The 16,649-nt window shown below is 50.1% G+C and carries 18 protein-coding genes; 10 read left to right on the forward strand and 8 right to left on the reverse strand.

The features are described from left to right. The first annotated feature begins 65 nt into the window (after positions 1 to 65). Both ABWV55_RS03990 and ABWV55_RS03995 read left to right on the forward strand, forming a co-directional pair. Complete coding sequence (locus ABWV55_RS03990; RefSeq protein ID WP_353292392.1) at positions 66 to 962, forward strand: 4-hydroxybenzoate polyprenyltransferase; 897 nt, start codon at positions 66 to 68, stop codon at positions 960 to 962. Continuing rightward, positions 962 to 1,849, forward strand: a complete 888-nt coding sequence (locus ABWV55_RS03995; RefSeq protein WP_353292393.1) for an LD-carboxypeptidase — start codon at positions 962 to 964, stop codon at positions 1,847 to 1,849. The genes ABWV55_RS03990 and ABWV55_RS03995 overlap by 1 nt, the downstream gene beginning before the upstream one ends. Here the strand turns inward: ABWV55_RS03995 and ispD are convergent. Beyond that, positions 1,833 to 2,513, reverse strand: coding sequence for a 2-C-methyl-D-erythritol 4-phosphate cytidylyltransferase (gene ispD / locus ABWV55_RS04000; RefSeq protein WP_353292394.1), 681 nt, complete (start codon positions 2,511 to 2,513; stop codon positions 1,833 to 1,835). The genes ABWV55_RS03995 and ispD overlap by 17 nt on opposite strands. Before the next feature lie 74 nt (positions 2,514 to 2,587). Between ispD and ABWV55_RS04005 the strand changes: the two genes are divergently transcribed. Genes ABWV55_RS04005 through fabG form a run of 3 tightly spaced genes read left to right on the forward strand, consistent with a single transcriptional unit; the run spans position 2,588 to position 5,296 of the window. Beyond that, positions 2,588 to 3,424, forward strand: a complete 837-nt coding sequence (locus ABWV55_RS04005) for a lipopolysaccharide heptosyltransferase family protein (protein ID WP_353292563.1) — start codon at positions 2,588 to 2,590, stop codon at positions 3,422 to 3,424. A gap of 9 nt (positions 3,425 to 3,433) precedes the next feature. After that, entirely contained in the window at positions 3,434 to 4,495 is a 1,062-nt protein-coding gene (locus ABWV55_RS04010; RefSeq protein WP_353292395.1) for an NAD-binding protein, read from the forward strand. Positions 4,496 to 4,543: 48 nt separating this feature from the next. Then, positions 4,544 to 5,296, forward strand: a complete 753-nt coding sequence (fabG, locus tag ABWV55_RS04015) for a 3-oxoacyl-[acyl-carrier-protein] reductase (RefSeq protein ID WP_353292564.1) — start codon at positions 4,544 to 4,546, stop codon at positions 5,294 to 5,296. A gap of 4 nt (positions 5,297 to 5,300) precedes the next feature. Here fabG and ABWV55_RS04020 read toward each other — a convergent pair whose 3' ends face one another. Continuing rightward, positions 5,301 to 5,477: a hypothetical protein gene (locus tag ABWV55_RS04020; protein WP_353292396.1), complete on the reverse strand. Its 177-nt coding sequence runs from the start codon at positions 5,475 to 5,477 to the stop codon at positions 5,301 to 5,303. 131 nt (positions 5,478 to 5,608) lie between these two features. Between ABWV55_RS04020 and groL the strand changes: the two genes are divergently transcribed. Further along, positions 5,609 to 7,336 carry a chaperonin GroEL gene (groL, locus tag ABWV55_RS04025; RefSeq protein WP_353292397.1) on the forward strand — a complete coding sequence of 576 codons (1,728 nt, stop codon included), beginning with the start codon at positions 5,609 to 5,611 and terminating at the stop codon, positions 7,334 to 7,336. Here the strand turns inward: groL and ABWV55_RS04030 are convergent, their stop codons facing one another. The 5 genes from ABWV55_RS04030 to ABWV55_RS04050 form a co-directional block, all read right to left on the reverse strand. Further along, a complete protein-coding gene (locus ABWV55_RS04030) occupies positions 7,337 to 8,026 on the reverse strand; it encodes an N-acetylmannosamine-6-phosphate 2-epimerase (RefSeq protein WP_353292398.1) in 690 nt (229 codons plus the stop codon). It lies immediately after the preceding gene. Positions 8,027 to 8,423: 397 nt separating this feature from the next. After that, positions 8,424 to 9,278: an ABC transporter permease gene (locus tag ABWV55_RS04035; protein WP_353292399.1), complete on the reverse strand. Its 855-nt coding sequence runs from the start codon at positions 9,276 to 9,278 to the stop codon at positions 8,424 to 8,426. Positions 9,279 to 9,291: 13 nt separating this feature from the next. Beyond that, a complete protein-coding gene (locus ABWV55_RS04040; protein WP_353292400.1) occupies positions 9,292 to 10,302 on the reverse strand; it encodes an ABC transporter ATP-binding protein in 1,011 nt (336 codons plus the stop codon). Between the two features lie 40 nt (positions 10,303 to 10,342). Continuing rightward, positions 10,343 to 11,335: a heme o synthase gene (locus tag ABWV55_RS04045; protein WP_353292565.1), complete on the reverse strand. Its 993-nt coding sequence runs from the start codon at positions 11,333 to 11,335 to the stop codon at positions 10,343 to 10,345. Beyond that, on the reverse strand, positions 11,328 to 12,251 hold the full coding sequence (locus ABWV55_RS04050) for a COX15/CtaA family protein (RefSeq protein ID WP_353292401.1): 924 nt from the start codon (positions 12,249 to 12,251) through the stop codon (positions 11,328 to 11,330). Before ABWV55_RS04050 ends, ABWV55_RS04045 begins: the two co-directional genes overlap by 8 nt. A gap of 202 nt (positions 12,252 to 12,453) precedes the next feature. On the opposite strand from ABWV55_RS04050, the gene ABWV55_RS04055 reads away from it, so the two are divergent. The 4 genes from ABWV55_RS04055 to ABWV55_RS04070 are packed head-to-tail and all read left to right on the forward strand — an operon-like array spanning position 12,454 to position 15,994. Next, positions 12,454 to 13,251: a cytochrome c oxidase subunit II gene (locus ABWV55_RS04055; RefSeq protein WP_353292402.1), complete on the forward strand. Its 798-nt coding sequence runs from the start codon at positions 12,454 to 12,456 to the stop codon at positions 13,249 to 13,251. A gap of 31 nt (positions 13,252 to 13,282) precedes the next feature. Further along, on the forward strand, positions 13,283 to 14,953 hold the full coding sequence (ctaD, locus tag ABWV55_RS04060) for a cytochrome c oxidase subunit I (RefSeq protein WP_353292403.1): 1,671 nt from the start codon (positions 13,283 to 13,285) through the stop codon (positions 14,951 to 14,953). Next, entirely contained in the window at positions 14,950 to 15,567 is a 618-nt protein-coding gene (locus ABWV55_RS04065; protein ID WP_353292404.1) for a cytochrome c oxidase subunit 3, read from the forward strand. Before ctaD ends, ABWV55_RS04065 begins: the two co-directional genes overlap by 4 nt. A gap of 55 nt (positions 15,568 to 15,622) precedes the next feature. Continuing rightward, positions 15,623 to 15,994, forward strand: coding sequence for an AbrB family transcriptional regulator (locus tag ABWV55_RS04070; RefSeq protein WP_353292405.1), 372 nt, complete (start codon positions 15,623 to 15,625; stop codon positions 15,992 to 15,994). On the opposite strand, the gene ABWV55_RS04075 is transcribed toward ABWV55_RS04070, so the two are convergent. Next, positions 15,979 to 16,638 (reverse strand): riboflavin synthase, encoded by a 660-nt coding sequence (locus ABWV55_RS04075; protein ID WP_353292406.1) that lies wholly within the window; start codon positions 16,636 to 16,638, stop codon positions 15,979 to 15,981. The genes ABWV55_RS04070 and ABWV55_RS04075 overlap by 16 nt on opposite strands. Between the last annotated feature and the right edge of the window lie 11 nt (positions 16,639 to 16,649).

Here is a 16,649-nt window from a genome sequence, read left to right on the forward strand (position 1 = left end):
CCACTTTGACACTGTCAGTCACGATCACCTGACTCAGACTTAAGGTCCTTCAAATTCCAGCTTCCGTGAATAGCACCATCACTAGTGTCCGCCCCTGGATCGAGCTGCTCCGCTGGAACAGACCAACCGGGCGACTCATTTTATTAATACCAGCCGGTTGGTCTCTTTGGTTAACACCAACAGCACCCCCCAGCCTACTACTAACCTTCCAAATCCTGGTAGGAGGTCTTGCTGTAAGTGCGGCGGGCTGCATAGTCAACGACCTATGGGACCAACATTTTGACCGCCAAGTGGCAAGAACCCAAGAACGACCGCTGGCCCGAGGTGCTTTGGGGAGAAACGAAGCAATATTCCTTTTGTGCGTCTTACTTATTCTCAGCTTTGTCGTAGTTCTATTGCTGCCCTACGAAAGCAGAATCCTTTGTTTGATATTGGCAGTCGCGGCCCTTCCACCAATTTTGATTTACCCCTCCGCGAAACGCTGGTTTGTATACCCGCAAGCGGTTCTTGCCCTCTGCTGGGGCTTTGCGGTTCTGATCCCGTGGGCCGCCGCGGAAGCCACACTTAACTGGAGTCCAGCTCTCATCGGATGCTGGATAGCTACTTTGCTGTGGACCTTTGGGTTTGACACGGTCTATGCCATGGCAGACCAGAGTGATGACGCAAAAATTGGTTTGCGCAGCAGCGCTTTAAGTCTAGGACAAGCGGCTGTTCCGGTAATTCGAATTTGCTATGGATTCACTTGCTTCTCTCTGGCTGTGGCGGCAGCATCAAACCGTATTTCAGCAACATTTTGGCCGTTCTGGCTAATCGCCACTGTGTTGATGCAGGTCAGCTGCATACCTCTTATGCGAGGAAGGGAAACGGCATCAACAACCCCGTTCATTCGCCATTTCAACCAACAAGTACAAATTGGCGCATTAATATTGGTTGGACTTGTCTTGGCACGAGGTTTGAGCTAATGCTGCCTCTCAGGCCTGCGGTTCCTTTACGTACCGGCGACGGTGTGACCTGCGTGGCAACCAGTTCCGCGCTTGAGACAGGTGAACATTTAAATCAAGGCATCGCCATTTTAGAGAATTGGGGTTTGAGAGTGCACCCCCATGATTTAATTGGTCGACGCTGGGGTTGTCTAGCAGGGAGCGATTGTGATCGACGTGCAGACTTGGAGCCTAAGCTAGATACCGCCTTGCTGGCCTGTGCGCTCGGTGGCTGGGGGGCAGCAAGGCTCCTGGATACACCCATTGCCTGGAAACCAGGCTGGCTGTTGGGTTTTTCTGATATCACAGCTTTACTCTGGGCGAGGCTAACCGCAGGTTTCGCAGGAGGAGTTCATGGCCCTCTGCTCACCACCTTGTCTAATGAACCGGAATGGAGTCAAGAACGATTGCGAAAACTGTTATTCGGTGAATCAATTCCTAATTTACAAGGGCGTCCTGCCGGTACTGGTCAGGCTTCCGGCCCTCTGGTGGCGGCTAATCTCACAGTGGCAACACACCTAATAGGAACTGCCCACATTCCAAATCTATCCAATACGATTCTTATTTTCGAAGATGTTGGCGAAGCGCCGTACCGCGTCGATCGAATGTTGACTCAATGGCGATTAAGTGGGATCTTGCATAAATTAGCTGGGATTGGATTCGGAAGCTTTGAAAACTGTGACAATGCTACCCATCCAAATTCACTGCACCTTGGTATCGAGCAGGTGCTCGAGGAACGCACAGCTGATCTAGGAATCCCTAGGGTGTTCGATCTACCCATAGGGCATCGATGCGGAAATGCTGCCCTGCCATTAGGGGCGATTGCCCGACTAGATGGACAAAATGGGTACCTTATTTTGCCAACCTAGAGCTCAGCACAGCTTCGGCCACAACAAGATCAAACGGTGTGGTCACTTTGATATTTGAGGGACTTGCATCCAATACCCGCACCGACCATTGCAGACGCTCATAAAGCGAAGCGTCGTCTGTAACACTCCATCCCTTTGCTTCCGCCATGGCATGGGCCTGACGTAACTGTTTCGCTTCGAATCCTTGCGGCGTTTGTGCTGCCCACAATCTAGCGCGATCAGGTGTATCCACAATTACCCCATCTATCCCAACTCGTTTAATAGTGTCAGTTACAGGGGTTGCAGCGATTACAGCCGTTCCAGCTTGCACCGCTAATGCACAACGATCAAACAGACCTGGCCGAGACAAACACCTAGCCCCATCGTGGATCATAACGTACTGTGCTCCCTCCGGTAGTTTGGCTAGGCCCCGCAAAACGGATTCCTGGCGGGTGCTGCCACCCTGGATCCAAACAAAAGGTTTGTCCACTGTCCCGACAGCCTTGAGAATGTTGGTTCGATCAATCTCCTGGCCAACGATTCCGATCCAACTGATTTGAACAGCCGCCAATGCTGCTTCCACCGTCCAGGCAATCAGTGGACGTCCTAAAAGGGGCAACAACAACTTGTTTCGATCTGCACCCATGCGGCTACCACTCCCTGCTGCAGCAATCAACAGATGCATAAGCGACTTCCTGCTACAAGCAGGTGGAAACGTTCTCCATACAATCAACTCGCACCACGGATCGCAGTGCGTCAATGCGAGTTCTTGCTCTCAGTCCTGGTTCGCTACAGGACCAATTGGACCGATTACCTGCTCTAGCAAGCCTTTGTCAGCAACTCGATGCGTCTTTATATGTAGCCTGTGATCCAAAGGTAAGCGCTGCATGGAATCTTCTTTCCGTCGTGAAAAAAGTATTCTCATTCGGCTTTGAAACTAATCCCAGCCTTGCAGATTGGGCTAATCTGCTCGGCAATGTGAGAGAGCCAGACTTTCAAGTTTGCATCAACTTCGCCAAAGGACAGCAGGTCAACTTGATGCTGTTTATGAGTCACATCCCCAATCGGATCGCTGCGTCAGGCTTCGCGTGTACGGATCTAGTAGTGCATGAAGGCTCAGGTTTTTCCCCACAACGGCTTGCTTCCTATCTCACTCCTCTTGGATGCAGTTTAGATGCCAACGCGTTTCGTCTCACCTTACCTAGGCAAGAACTGGAAGAGAGTCGCTCCAGTCAGCCTCCGGGGGATGGTCCCATGCTAATGCTTGCTCCATCGAAATCATATGGAGATTGGCCCAGTGAACGCTGGTCATCGCTACCTAGAAGTATTTCTAACCGACTAGCTAACTTGCGGAGCGTCACGCTAGATCGTGGATTACCGTTACGCCGCTGTGCTGCTGCCGTGGCTTGCGCTGATGTTGTGCTAAGCAGCTGCGCTGTCACCCAACGGCTTGCCGTTTATTTCGGAATACCCCTTCTAGCACTGGGAGCTCAACCAGACGATTTGCCGGAGCGTCCTGAAATTCGTTGTCTTGGTAAAAAGGGAGCCCTAGCCTCCCTCAGCGAAAATGAGGTTCTTAACGCTCTCGGTTTTTAAGGCTCCGACATGAGCGGCAAAAACGGGGCCAAAAGAGGGTTAGGTCTACTAATAACACCTTGGCAAAGACCATTCAGCGCTCTTGCCATCCTTATTATAGTTGGCACCATCGGCTACCGACTCACTGAAGGTTGGGATTGGGGTGATTGCATCTGGATGGTGTTAATCACCGTCAGTACAATCGGGTACGGCGAGGTAGAAACCCTCTCCCCACAAGGACGCTTGGTAACTGTTTTGATCGTGGTTGGTGGGCTCGTTGTCGTCCAGCTTGCGATTCAGCGGGTGCTGGGATTGAAAGAATCCGGTTACTTTCACAGACTACAGAAGCTTCACCTTCATCGCATGCTGGAGCTCATGCACAATCATGTCATCCTCTGCGGCTATGGACGTATCGGTCAGGAGATTGCTGCTCAACTATTAAGGTATAACGTTCCATTTGTGGTCATTGAAACGGATTCGAATCGTCGGGATGTGGCTGAATCTAAAGGGTTCAAGGTGCTACAGGCCGATGCAACGCTTGACGAAACACTTCTCGAAGCAGGATTGAAGCGCTGCAAAAGTCTCATAGCGGCTCTTCCAGGAGATGCTTCCAATTTATACATTGTTCTCAGCGCCAGGGATCTGTGTCCAGACTGTCGCCTTGTTGCACGGGCCAGCAGCGATGAAGCTACAGCCAAACTGCGATTGGCTGGAGCTTCGGCGGTTGTAAACCATCACGTGGCAGGCGGTCGAGTGATGGCCACCTCCGCTCTCCGCCCATTGGCACTCGATTTTATGGAACTTCTAGTAGGATCCGACCATGAAATCGAAGAGTTCCAACTCAATCATAAACCTCAACATCTCTGCAAAATCTATGGCCGCAGTTTAGCTGAGCTCGAACTTGGTCGACGCAGCGGAGCGATGGTGCTTGCGATCCTTGATCAAGGAAGATTGATCGCAAACCCAGGCAGTCACATACGGTTGGGTCCAGGCCAACTGCTGATCGTACTCGGCAGTCAACCACAGCTCTCCCGATTTCAGGATTTGCTCGGTGAGGCAGTAGACAGCGTTACAACAACAGTACCGAGTTGAGTGAATAAAGTCCTGAATCTCTACGATGCTGCGGTTATTAAACCCACTATGCATCCTACCGCTTCTCTTGCTGGTCAGACTGCTCTGGTAACAGGAGGCGGCCGCGGTATTGGCAAGGCCATCGCACTGGGACTGGGAGATGCCGGCGCCGAAGTAGTAGTGAACTACTCCACTTCAGCTACTGCAGCTGAGGAGGTTGTTCGTACTATCGAAGCTTCAGGAGGCAAGGCTTACGCTCTCCAGTCCAACGTGTCCGTTGAAACCGAGGTAGATAGTCTAATTAAAGCCATTTTAGAGCGCAGCGGCCGCATCGATGTCCTTGTGAATAACGCTGGTATCACAAGAGATGGCCTGTTGATGCGTATGAAAATAGATGACTGGCAATCAGTGATCGACCTTAATCTCACCGGTATCTTCCTTTGCTGCAGAGCAATTGCTAGGCCAATGCTAAAGCAAAAAAGCGGCCGTATCATCAACATCACGTCCGTTGTAGGCTTAATGGGGAATGCAGGGCAAGCCAATTATGCTGCAGCGAAAGCCGGTGTCATTGGTCTCACTCGAACCGCGGCCAAGGAGCTAGCTAGTCGCGGCATTACTGTGAATGCCGTAGCCCCTGGTTTCATTGCCACGGATATGACAAAGGATTTGAATACTGAAGCTATTTTGAAGGATATTCCGTTAGGTACTTTTGGGACTCAGGAACAAGTCGCTGGAGTTGTAAGGTTTCTCGCGGGGGACCCTGCCGCGGCCTACATCACTGGTCAAGTTCTCCAAGTTGATGGGGGCATGGTGATGGCTTGAAATCTTAAAAATCCAGTGGTTTGGCCAGCTTCTCACGAAGACGACGTATCCGCTTAAGCAGTTGCAAACGGCGTCGCCGTGCTGTAGCAGTTAGAAAAATACGCAACGGCACATAGATAAAAGCCATGGAGGCAGCGAGGCCTGCCATCAGCACAAAGAACAGCGCTCTGGAATCAGACATGCGCAGACCCTAAATAAGATCGGGAGTGCAGGGCACATCAGGGACCTTCAGTATTCGGCTATCCCCACCAGAGTCCCCCTCATGAATGACTACGGCTCTATGGGACAGTGGCGGCTGGCTGAGTTGCCATCATGGCCAAACTTGTTTCCTTCTCTGACGAATCTCGCAGCTCAATTGAGCGTGGTGTTGATGCTTTAGCGAATGCCGTTCGCGTGACCATCGGGCCCCGGGGGCGAAACGTGGTTCTCGAGAAAAAGTTTGGTGCCCCAGACATCGTAAATGATGGTGACACCATTGCTCGCGATATTGAGCTCGAAGATCCTTTCGAAAATCTTGGTGCTAAGTTGATGCAACAGGTGGCGTCTAAGACTAAGGATAAGGCTGGAGACGGGACAACTACAGCGACCGTGCTTGCCCAAGCCATGGTGCATGAGGGACTTCGCAATACGGCAGCTGGGGCTAGCTCCGTAGAATTACGTCGCGGTATGGAAAAAGCTGCGGCTCAAATTGTCGCCGGTCTAACAAATCGAAGTCAGGCAATTGCTAGTGACACAATCCAACAAGTGGCCACAGTGAGCTCTGGCGGTGATGAAGAGGTTGGTCGCATGATCGCTGAAGCCATGGATCGGGTCAGCACTGACGGAGTCATCACAGTTGAGGAGTCCAAGTCACTGGCTACAGAGGTAGAGGTCACTGAAGGTATGGCCTTTGATCGAGGCTACAGCTCCCCCTACTTCGTCACTGATACAGACCGTCAGGTCTGTGAATTCGAGAATCCACTCATCTTGCTGACTGATCGAAAGATCAGCAACGTTAACGATATTGTTCCAGTTCTTGAAACGGTTCAGAAGAGTGGTTCTCCTCTACTGATCCTTGCGGAGGAAGTGGAGGGTGAGGCACTTGCCACTCTCGTGATGAACAAGAATCGCGGTGTTCTTCAGGTAGCTGCTGTACGTGCCCCTTCTTTTGGGGAACGACGTAAAGCAACTCTGTCTGATATTGCTGTTCTCACGGGTGGCATCCTGATCAGTGAAGATCAAGCAATGACTCTCGACAAGGTAGCTCTGGACGATCTTGGTCACGCTCGCAGGGTAACTATCAGCAAGGAGAGCACTACCATCGTCGCCAACGACGACTACCGTAAGGCTGTTGGTAAACGTGTTGCAGCGATTAGGCGCGAACTCGATGTCACAGAATCTGACTACGACCGCGAAAAACTTAATGAGCGGATCGCCAAGCTTGGTGGCGGAGTAGCTGTTATCAAGGTTGGTGCCGCGACTGAAACCGAGCTGAGAAACCGAAAGCTTAGAATCGAGGATGCTCTCAACGCCACCCGTGCAGCGGTAGAAGAAGGCATCGTTGCTGGTGGTGGAAGCACACTTTTGCAATTGGCCGAAGATCTCAACAGCTTGGCGGCTAAACTGGACGGTGATCAGCGCACCGGCGTGGAAATCGTGCAACGATCCCTTACTGCACCCATTCATCAGATAGCTACTAATGCAGGGCACAATGGTGACGTGGTGATTGAGACCATGCGTCAAAGTGGTAAAGGATTTAATGCCCTCAGTGGTGATTACGAAGATTTAACAAAGACTGGCATTGTGGATGCGACGAAAGTCGTGCGTTTAGCTGTTCAAGACGCAGTGTCTATCGCCTCTTTGCTTGTGACAACAGAAGTTGCAATTGCAGACAAACCAGAACCCGAGGCTGCTGCTGGCTCCTCCAGTGGAGACGACCCCATGGGCGGAGGTATGGGAGGTATGCCTGGTATGGGAGGTATGGGAGGTATGCCTGGTATGGGAGGTATGGGAGGTATGCCTGGTATGGGAGGTATGGGAGGTATGCCTGGTATGATGTAACTAATGAGTTAGTTGGTGACAATAGGCTGCTACTTGAAGATCCACACCTGTAATTGCAGTCCCGACGACAACATTGTCCGCTCCAGCTCTGAGAGCCGAGCGGGCTTCTGTCGGCGATTTGATTCCTCCTTCGCAAATCAACCGGACTGATAGACCGAGGTGGCGACGTAGATCTGGCAACAGCTCTAGTCCTGGAGGTGTACGATCTGACGTTTTTTCTGTATGACCGTATAAGGTAGTCCCAATCCAATCGCAGCCAAGCTTTGCTGCAAAAAGACCGTTTTGGACACTATCGATATCTGCCATTAGTGTGGCTTGCAGCTCGTGGCGAGCACGTTGTGTCAAATCTGCTAGTAATTGACTGTTGGGACGCCGACGATCTGTTGCGTCCAAAGCAATCACGTCAGCTCCCGCTGACCAAACCGCTTGAATTTCTCTCCAGCCAGGCGTGATGTACACATCACTACCAGGAAAGGCGCATTTCCATAGACCAATAATCAGTGCCTTTGGACAACGGCGCCGAACAGCGCCAATATGCTCAGGGCTTTCCAAGCGCACACCAACTGCACCACTGCGTAGCGAAGCCTCGGCAATCGAAGCAATCACCTCTGGGTCACGTATAGGAGATCCCCAAGGTGCTTGTACAGAAACGATCAGCCCCTGATTAAGGACTTTAGTCGTTGGGATCATGCTGACTTAAGTAGAAGTGCATCCTCAACCCGAAACAGTTGGTGGTGCAATAGAAAGCGACAGGTTTGGTAAGGGACTACTGGGCATTGGCAGGTTCTCTATAACTCACCACGACTATCCTACTTTTCTGTAACAACAGCCAATCTCTCTGAGATGGAAGAAATGCTTACGTAAATACCGATGCCTAAGCTGGCAACTAGGCATCTCGACAGCTAATTCAAAACAATTGGCAAGCATTTTTGATAGAGGACTACTTATAGAAACGGCACACCCACGCATACGCATTAGGCAATAGATCATCCAACACTTGCTGTGTCAAGTGTTCTAGATTAGAGGTCAAAGAAGATTCTAGCAAAGCTTAAAATCAGGTTAGTGGGATGAAGGGGAAATTATAGATTTAGGAGAGCTTGCGATTAAGCAGAGGACGAGTTAAGAGAAATAACCCGATGGCAAAAACCGATAGGACTAGCAAACAGGTTTGGCCTGTGAGATTTCCGTAGGGAGCCTCAAGAATAACCTCCGAAAGGTTAAGAGGACCACGATAGGCGGCGCGTATGGGCTCTATTGCGAAGGTGAGTGGGTTTAGGACTGCAAGCCAGCCCAACCAAACTGGCATAAAAGACAAGGGTGCGAGCGCCGTGCTTGCAAAGAGTAACGGCAGATTCACTACGAAAATTACCGCAATTAATTCTATATGCCCAGGAAGTGCAAAGGCCAAGCCAAGACTCAACGCTGTTACAGCGAGGATTAACAGTAACAGTGTAGCCATCACTAGGATAAGGCCAACTCCGCCAGGCCAACCGTATCCAAGGTATTTTGCGGTGACCATGATAGCTAGGCTCTGGAACAAGCTCAGAGCTGTGATGTAAATCACCGAAGCCAGTACGATTGAAGTACGGCTTCGCAATGGGGCTACCAACAGTCGATTCAGGAAGCCGAACTCTCGGTCAAACATCACGGGAAGCCCAGCGTTTAGAGCTCCACTGAATGCGGTAAACGCAACGACTCCGGCACCGAGAAAGCTTCCATAACTCATCCCGTCAGGCAGCAGTCCCTCCGGTGCATTAGCGAATAGCGCACCAAACAGAACCAACCAAATTAATGGTTGAAGAACTCCGGCTACCAGGGTGGAGGGACGACGGGTCAACTGTAAAAACAGACGACGAGTCAAGGCTATAGTCTCCTGGGTGAGTTCCGCCAAAGCCCTAGGGGCTTGAGCTGACGTGGCTACAGGGGAAAGTGGGGAGTTCATTAATTCAGACTCATCACATGGATTGACGCTTTTCTTGCTTGATATCTCGCTGCCCAGCAATGGCTAGTTCGGCGTCCATCAGGGTGCATCCAGTTGCTTGAAGGTAAACGTCATCAAGGCTGGGACGACTTTGGGTCAAAGCAAATATGGAAATACCAGCACTGTTAAGCGAATGACGTAGGCGCTCGATCACCAACTCACCCTCAATGACCAAGTTTAACGAAAAACCTTGGGCACGGTTGATTACGACCTGACGCACGCCCTCGACTGATTTAAGGATGGCACAGACACGTGCCGCTTCCTGAGCATCGCTGAATTCACGGATCCGGAGAGTGACGCGGTCCCCTCCCAAGCATTGCTTTAACGCCGCAGGAGTACCTTCAGCAATCACAGTTCCGGCATCTATGATCGCTATTCGATCGGCTAAGGCTTCAATTTCCTCAAGATAGTGACTACTTAGCAGAACGCTAGTGCCATCCTCAACCAGCTGATTCAATAACTGCCAGATTACGCTACGGCTTTCAATATCAAGGCCTACAGTGGGCTCATCCAGCACTAGAAGCCGCGGACGATGCAAAAGGCCGGCGGCTAGATCTAAACGCCGCCGCATTCCACCAGAGTACGTACCGCAGCGGCGATCAATCCACGGCTTCATGTTGAGTCGGTCAATTAAAGCATCAATCTGATAATCACGGTCTCGCCGCTTCAGATGATATATATCTCCTTGGAATTGTAGGAGCTCACGACCGCTAAGAACTTTATCAATCGCTACTTCCTGGGCGACATAACCCAGCAAACAGCGAACCTCTTTTGGATTTTGCAGAGCATCCACGCCAGCCACGTGCACAGAACCACTGTCGGGAGATAAAAGGGTGGTAAGGATACGCAACACAGTGGTTTTTCCAGCTCCGTTAGGACCGAGCAACCCATAAAGACAAGCTTCCGGGACAGTCATATCAAGATTGCTGAGGGCACTTACCGCTCCATAGGTTTTGGAGAGCTGCCTCAACTCAATCATCGCCATCGGGCAACATCGGGGTCATGGACCTGAATCAATCTGAACTCTAGAGAGGACTCAGATAGGGCCTATATACATTCAGTATAAAAATTACCTGCTGATCGAGCCGAGCGACCAAATCTAATCGGCTCAATATAAGAAGGAGACAAATACCGAATAGATAAAGGATTGACCAGCGGAAGAGGTTCTTGGCATTAGTCAGGCTGCCAGAATCAGCCTCCAAACGATGCACCAACTGCAGCAAGCGGCCGTTGTAAGGCAACAACATTAGGCCATAAAAAATGCCACCGGTGGGAAGCGCCAGAATCCCAAATCCACTTAAGAGAGCTGTGGCCCAGCCATACCGACTGATCGCTTTTGCTGTTACAACAGGCCCCCTCACCGAAGGCAGCATCGGAATTCCCACAGCGCGGTAGTCTTCCCGTAGTAATAACGCCAGAGCCCAGAAGTGAGCAGGAGTCCAAACCATAACCAATGCAAACAACCACCATCCACTTAGGCCGATATGCCCTGTTGCTGCTGCAGCACCGACCAGGGGTGGAATCGCTCCTGCAAGGCCACCGATAACAATGTTTTGTGTGGTTCGCGGTTTGAGTAGAGCTGTATAGAGCAGCACATAAATGCAAAGACCCAAAAGAGATAAGCCTGCAGCAAGACAGTTCACGCCACTTATCAAAAGCATTGCTGCTGCTAGCGTGCAAGCGATGGCCCCAGTGAATGCGGTAGTTGGAGATAGGCGTCCCGATGGCAACGCACGGTCGCTTGTACGGTTCATTCGGCTATCCAGATCTTGTTCCCATAGGCAATTCAGAACTCCGGCGGCAGCCGAAGCCAAAGCGCCACCGCCAAGGGTGCACACCAAACGAGGGGAAGAAAGTGGCCACCCTTCGGTCAAGGCCATTCCGGCCAGTGTGGTAGCTAAAAGAAGTGGGATGAGTCGCGGTTTGGCGACCTCCAGCCAGGCCGGAAGCTTTACACGCTTGCGAGACGGTACAATTTCTGCTCTGGTGAAACTAGCGGTCGTGGTTACTTCAGCCATGACAGGTCTCCAAGGTGGATCCCTCAACAATGAAGGGAGTGACGGAAGGTGGTTCAGGGCGTCGGGCCGCGAGTGCCGCCAGCACCGCTACCAAAACTGCCGCTAACAGCTGATGGGCAGTCGTGATCAGGGGCTGAGATAACCCGAAATGTAAAGTGGCTGCCCCGAGACCTGCTTGGCCAGCCAAAAGAACGACAGCTGTCGATAAGAAGGGCCATTGCTGACGGGTCCAGCCGTCGGCAAGCAAGGCCTGGGCTACGAACAGCAACACTGCCCCTGCGACCAGTATTGCGGTGGAGCGGTGCAGTGCAACCCAATTGCAGGTATCTCCTCTGGTCAGGCAAATCTGGGTAGCCCAAGTCGTTGCTATGCGGGCACCGAACAAGCACTGGCCCATAACAGCGACCAAAGCCAGTAGAGAGAAACTACGCCACCAGAGTGGAGCAGGAATTGCAGCGGGTTGCTGCAAACACTGAGTAATTCCACTCAAGATCGCTACTAAGGTTAAAGCTAGTAGCAGATGTGCTGTAACAATCCCCGATGGCAGCAGTTGCAACACGGTGAGGGCACCGAGGCAACCCTGCAGGGCCACCATTACAACCAAGACGAAACTTACCCACGGGAGCCACCGCGGAAGTAGTCGTCTCCAAATCAGAGAAACGACTGCCAACACAAGCAATGCGATACCAACTATGAGGGCATCGAGCCTGTGAAACCACTCGAGAAACACTTGAGTGTTCATCTGCCTGTACGGCAGAAGAGTTCCATAACAGAGTGGCCAATCTGGACAGGCCAGACCAGCTTCCATTACGCGCGTCGCTCCACCGATCACGATGAGTGCTACGAGAGCCACGACGAGATGAGCTGAGAGCCGAGCCAGCTGCTGCCGCACAATTGATAAAGTGAAAGTCGTCATCGACAAGCTCCTATCGACGGGGTCGCCAGTGTCCTAAATGGACCGTAGCGATAGGCTGCCGTATGCCACGTTCTATGTAACGAGTGCAATATTTCTCAGCTGCCAATGATGTACTTTTGCTGACAAAACCAATGACTTAACAATCACTTTATGGAGATAGCTGGATCTCTTTATACGCTGATAGAAGTAAGGGATTTAATTAGTGCAGATCCCGTCCACCATTCTTACACTTGTGCTAGGGATGGTTTTAGTCATCGGAGGATTGTGGATTGGACAAACAATCAATTTTCTGCCTACGGAAGCTAGTCTCAATGCTCTGATTTACGACCAACTTTTCCGGGTTCTTTTCACGATTGGAGCAATTTTATTTGTAGGCATTGTTGGACTCCTCGTCTTTAGCTTGATTCGTTTTCGACGAAAAAATAATTACATTGGTGATGGAGTTGCTATCGAAGGTAACCTTCCCCTAGAAATTTTCTGGACGGCGGTTCCTGCGGTTGTAGTGTTATTTGTGGGTTTATATAGTTATGATATCTACGATCGAATGGGAGGCATAGTTCCCTTAGCTCATGACCACGTGAATGAAACACAAGAACAAAAGATTTGGGGAGGGGTTGGCTCAAGATCAATAGACTCGGAAACGGTCTCCAACGTTTTGTCAATTGAAGTAACGGCAATGCAATTCGCATTTTTATTTCACTATCCCGATGGAAATATCACTACAGGGGAACTGCACGTTCCGGCTGATCGTACAATCACACTCCGCATGGAATCAAAAGATGTCATTCATGCTTTTTGGGTGCCTGAGTTCCGCTTAAAGCAAGACATAATTCCTGGTCAGCCAACACAACTGAGCTTCACCGCGACTCGACCAGGTCGATATCCCATTGTTTGCGCAGAACTTTGCGGTCCTTACCACGGCAGCATGCGCTCTGCGGTTGTTGTAGAAGAGCCAGATGCTTGGCAAAGCTGGTTCAGTAGTAACACGAAACTAACCTAAATCATTCACAAAACAGTTGACAATACCGGAAATGACTGCCACCATCGCCTCTCGCGGAACAGGGCCCCGACCAAGATTACAGCCAACGGGTTGGCTGAGATACTTTAGCTTCAGCGTTGATCACAAAGTAATTGGACTGCAATATCTTGTGTGTGGATTTGTTTTTTATCTGGTCGGCGGCGCCCTTGCTGGAGCAATTCGCACTGAGCTTATTAGTCCTGTAGCCGACTTTATGGCACGCGATGTTTATAACCAAGTGTTGACTTTACATGGTACAGTGATGATATTTCTCTGGATTGTTCCGGTTGTCAATGGTGCTTTTGGAAACTATTTGATTCCATTTTATGTCGGTGCACGCGATATGGCTTTTCCGCGTCTTAATGCAGTGGCTTTTTGGTTAATCCCACCAGCAGGCTTACTTTTAGTCGCTAGTTATTTCATTACCGGGGCAGCCCAATCAGGTTGGACTGCTTATCCACCGCTTAGCGTTACTACACCTGCCACAGGACAAATTATCTGGATTCTTAGTGTCTTGTTACTTGGCGGTAGTTCAATTTTTGGTGGAATTAATTTCATCGCCACAATTTTAAAATTACGTCAGCCAGGACTTAAACTCATGCAGATGCCGATGTACTGCTGGGCAATGCTTGGAACCAGTATCCTTGTGATAGCATCTACGCCTGTCCTTGCAGGCACGTTAGTACTTCTAAGCTTTGATATTGTTGCGCATACTGGTTTTTTTAACCCGGCACTTGGGGGGAATGTCGTTGTATATCAACATTTGTTCTGGTTCTATTCTCATCCAGCGGTGTATATCATGGTCTTACCTGCCTTTGGCTTGGTAAGTGAAATCCTTCCGGTTCACGCTCGTAAGCCTCTTTTTGGCTACGTAACGATGGTTTATTCAATAATGGGGATTGTCGTTCTTGGATTAATCGTTTGGGCTCACCATATGTTCACTAGTGGTACTCCCCCCTGGATGCGTCTATTTTTTACCATTGCCACAACATTTATTGCTGTTCCAACAGGGATTAAATTTTTTAACTGGCTTGCCACTCTTTGGGGTGGTCGGATCAGTCTCAATAGTGCTGTTCTTTTTTCTTGTGGATTTATTGTAAATTTTGTGCTCGGCGGCATTACCGGAGTTGCTCTAGCTCAAGTGCCTTTTGATATACATGTGCACGATACTTATTTCGTTGTTGCACATTTTCACTACATCGTTTTCGGAGGTTCAGTCTTTATAATCTTTGCCTCGGTCTATCATTGGTATCCAAAGTTTACTGGACGCATGCTGAATGAAGATTTAGGCCGCTTCCACTGCATGCTCACCTTTATCGGTTTCAACCTTTGCTTTGGTCCCCAACACTGGCTCGGACTCAATGGTATGCCACGGCGCGTTTCGGAATACGACCCCCAATTCACTTTGATCAATCAGATCAGTTCAGTTGGAGCTTTGTTGATGGCTATCAGTACGCTTCCTTTCCTCTGGAACGTAATTCAGAGTGCCATTTCTGGAAAGATTGCAGGAGATAATCCTTGGAACGCATTAACGCCAGAATGGCTCACCAGTTCTCCCCCCCCGGTGCAAAACTGGGCTGGAGAAACACCTCTGGTAGAAGAACCTTACGGCTACGGCGTTCCTATCAATGCAATCGACCTATCTGCTACCAGCGGTCGTGATCTCTGGAGAAGTGGCAAATGACTAGCACCCTTCCTGTTCAGTCCAAAAGCGCCGATGTAAAAGAACAGGTCGAGAAACAAATCAATAAGGCACATGGCGATCATCGCATATTTGGATTGGCAATCTTCCTAACGGCCGATGCCATGACATTTGCCGGCTTTTTTGCGGCTTACCTCACTTTTAAAGCAGTCAACCCTCTACCGGAAGGAACGATATACGAATTAGAACTCCTTCTGCCAACTCTCAACACTGTGCTGCTTTTAGTTAGTAGTGCTACATTCCACTCTGCAGGCCAAGCGATTCGCAACAGCAATCACGGCCGGTGTCGGCTTTGGTTACTAGTCACTGCAGCCTTAGGAATCGCATTCTTGACCAGTCAGATGTTTGAATACTTTACTCTCCCTTTTGGGCTTACAGATAACTTGTATGCCAGCACCTTCTTCGCTGCTACCGGTTTTCATGGTCTACATGTTACGCTTGGCACCCTCATGATTTTTATCGTGTGGTGGCAAGCGCGAGAGGCTGGGGGACGTGTAACCGCTAACAATCACTTCCCTTTGGAGGCTGCCGAGCTCTACTGGCATTTCGTTGATGGAATTTGGGTTGTTTTATTTGTGATATTTTATTTACTTTAGATCCCTTGCCTATATTGATTATTTAGGTCAAAATTTATTTGAATCAAATTTCGCAATGCTGGTCGGCAAAGAGCTGCTAGATAAAGCCAGATCGCTCAGCAATCGACCGGAAGAGGACATTGCTCGCGGTTGTGGATATGTCGGTGCTAGCGGTCGACTCCTCAAAAAGAGTTTTTATCGAGCCCTAGTTGAAGCCAAAGCAAAGGCTCAGAACTGGCAACTACCAAAAAATACGAACTCCTCTGCGACAGGAACACGTGGACGCCAAGCAGAATTCCGTACCCGAGTCCATGGAAACGGGAATTTGCTTATTGGTCATGCTTATACACGCCAACTTGGGCTTGAACCTGGCCAAGAGTTTCGTATTGAATTGCAAGAGGACGATGGCTCGATTCTTCTTCTGCAGATCGATCAAGACCAGCCATGAAAAGCCAACCAGGCAGCAGAAAGATCGGTTTCCTTTGTTAAAGGATTATCGTTCGAAGCTTTTCCTTTCAACAATAGTTCTGCATAACGTGCAAGCTGGTCGACTTCGAGATTCACCTGGTCACCAACAATCAGCTTTTGCAGGCTCGTTGAGTTCCATGTATGAGAAATCACAGCCACGGAAAAAGTAACTCCTTCATCGCTACAATCGGCTACGGTGAGGCTGATACCGTCTACAGCGATACTGGCTTTTTCACACACGTAACGACCGAAGCGTGGCTCCTGCCAGCGTATTTTTAAACGCCAAGATTGAGGCAAAGTCTCAAGGCCGATTACTTTGCCAGGGGCATCGACGTGACCACTCACCAAATGGCCACCAAGACGATCACTAAAACAAAGGGCAGGTTCTAAATTGACGATTCCGCCTAACTCTGATTTACGGCCCAAGGTGGTTCGGTGCAACGTTTCTTCACTGACATCAGCGCGAAAACCGTCTCCGACTAGTTCGGCTACAGTCAGGCACACCCCATCCACAGCGATACTGTCACCTAACAAAAGGGGTGCAAATGGTGTACAACCCGTCACTACAACTGATCCAGAGCGCCTCTGAATTGTTCCCACCGACTGCACAAGTCCCGTAAACATCGCCTGGGTGA

This window comes from Synechococcus sp. M16CYN (genome assembly GCF_040371545.1).
In the GTDB taxonomy this organism is placed as follows: Bacteria; Cyanobacteriota; Cyanobacteriia; order PCC-6307; family Cyanobiaceae; genus Parasynechococcus.

Bases quoted from the DNA above. Each gene is read 5' to 3' on its own strand.
- ABWV55_RS03995 (WP_353292393.1), top strand. From the start codon at position 962: ATGCTGCCTCTCAGGCCTGCGGTTCCTTTACGTACCGGCGACGGTGTG.
- ispD (WP_353292394.1), bottom strand. From the start codon at position 2,513: ATGCATCTGTTGATTGCTGCAGCAGGGAGTGGTAGCCGCATGGGTGCA.
- ABWV55_RS04005 (WP_353292563.1), top strand. From the start codon at position 2,588: ATGCGAGTTCTTGCTCTCAGTCCTGGTTCGCTACAGGACCAATTGGAC.
- ABWV55_RS04010 (WP_353292395.1), top strand. From the start codon at position 3,434: ATGAGCGGCAAAAACGGGGCCAAAAGAGGGTTAGGTCTACTAATAACA.
- fabG (WP_353292564.1), top strand. From the start codon at position 4,544: ATGCATCCTACCGCTTCTCTTGCTGGTCAGACTGCTCTGGTAACAGGA.
- ABWV55_RS04020 (WP_353292396.1), bottom strand. From the start codon at position 5,477: ATGTCTGATTCCAGAGCGCTGTTCTTTGTGCTGATGGCAGGCCTCGCT.
- groL (WP_353292397.1), top strand. From the start codon at position 5,609: ATGGCCAAACTTGTTTCCTTCTCTGACGAATCTCGCAGCTCAATTGAG.
- ABWV55_RS04030 (WP_353292398.1), bottom strand. From the start codon at position 8,026: ATGATCCCAACGACTAAAGTCCTTAATCAGGGGCTGATCGTTTCTGTA.
- ABWV55_RS04035 (WP_353292399.1), bottom strand. From the start codon at position 9,278: ATGAACTCCCCACTTTCCCCTGTAGCCACGTCAGCTCAAGCCCCTAGG.
- ABWV55_RS04040 (WP_353292400.1), bottom strand. From the start codon at position 10,302: ATGGCGATGATTGAGTTGAGGCAGCTCTCCAAAACCTATGGAGCGGTA.
- ABWV55_RS04045 (WP_353292565.1), bottom strand. From the start codon at position 11,335: ATGGCTGAAGTAACCACGACCGCTAGTTTCACCAGAGCAGAAATTGTA.
- ABWV55_RS04050 (WP_353292401.1), bottom strand. From the start codon at position 12,251: ATGACGACTTTCACTTTATCAATTGTGCGGCAGCAGCTGGCTCGGCTC.
- ctaD (WP_353292403.1), top strand. From the start codon at position 13,283: ATGACTGCCACCATCGCCTCTCGCGGAACAGGGCCCCGACCAAGATTA.
- ABWV55_RS04065 (WP_353292404.1), top strand. From the start codon at position 14,950: ATGACTAGCACCCTTCCTGTTCAGTCCAAAAGCGCCGATGTAAAAGAA.
- ABWV55_RS04070 (WP_353292405.1), top strand. From the start codon at position 15,623: ATGCTGGTCGGCAAAGAGCTGCTAGATAAAGCCAGATCGCTCAGCAAT.
- ABWV55_RS04075 (WP_353292406.1), bottom strand. From the start codon at position 16,638: ATGTTTACGGGACTTGTGCAGTCGGTGGGAACAATTCAGAGGCGCTCT.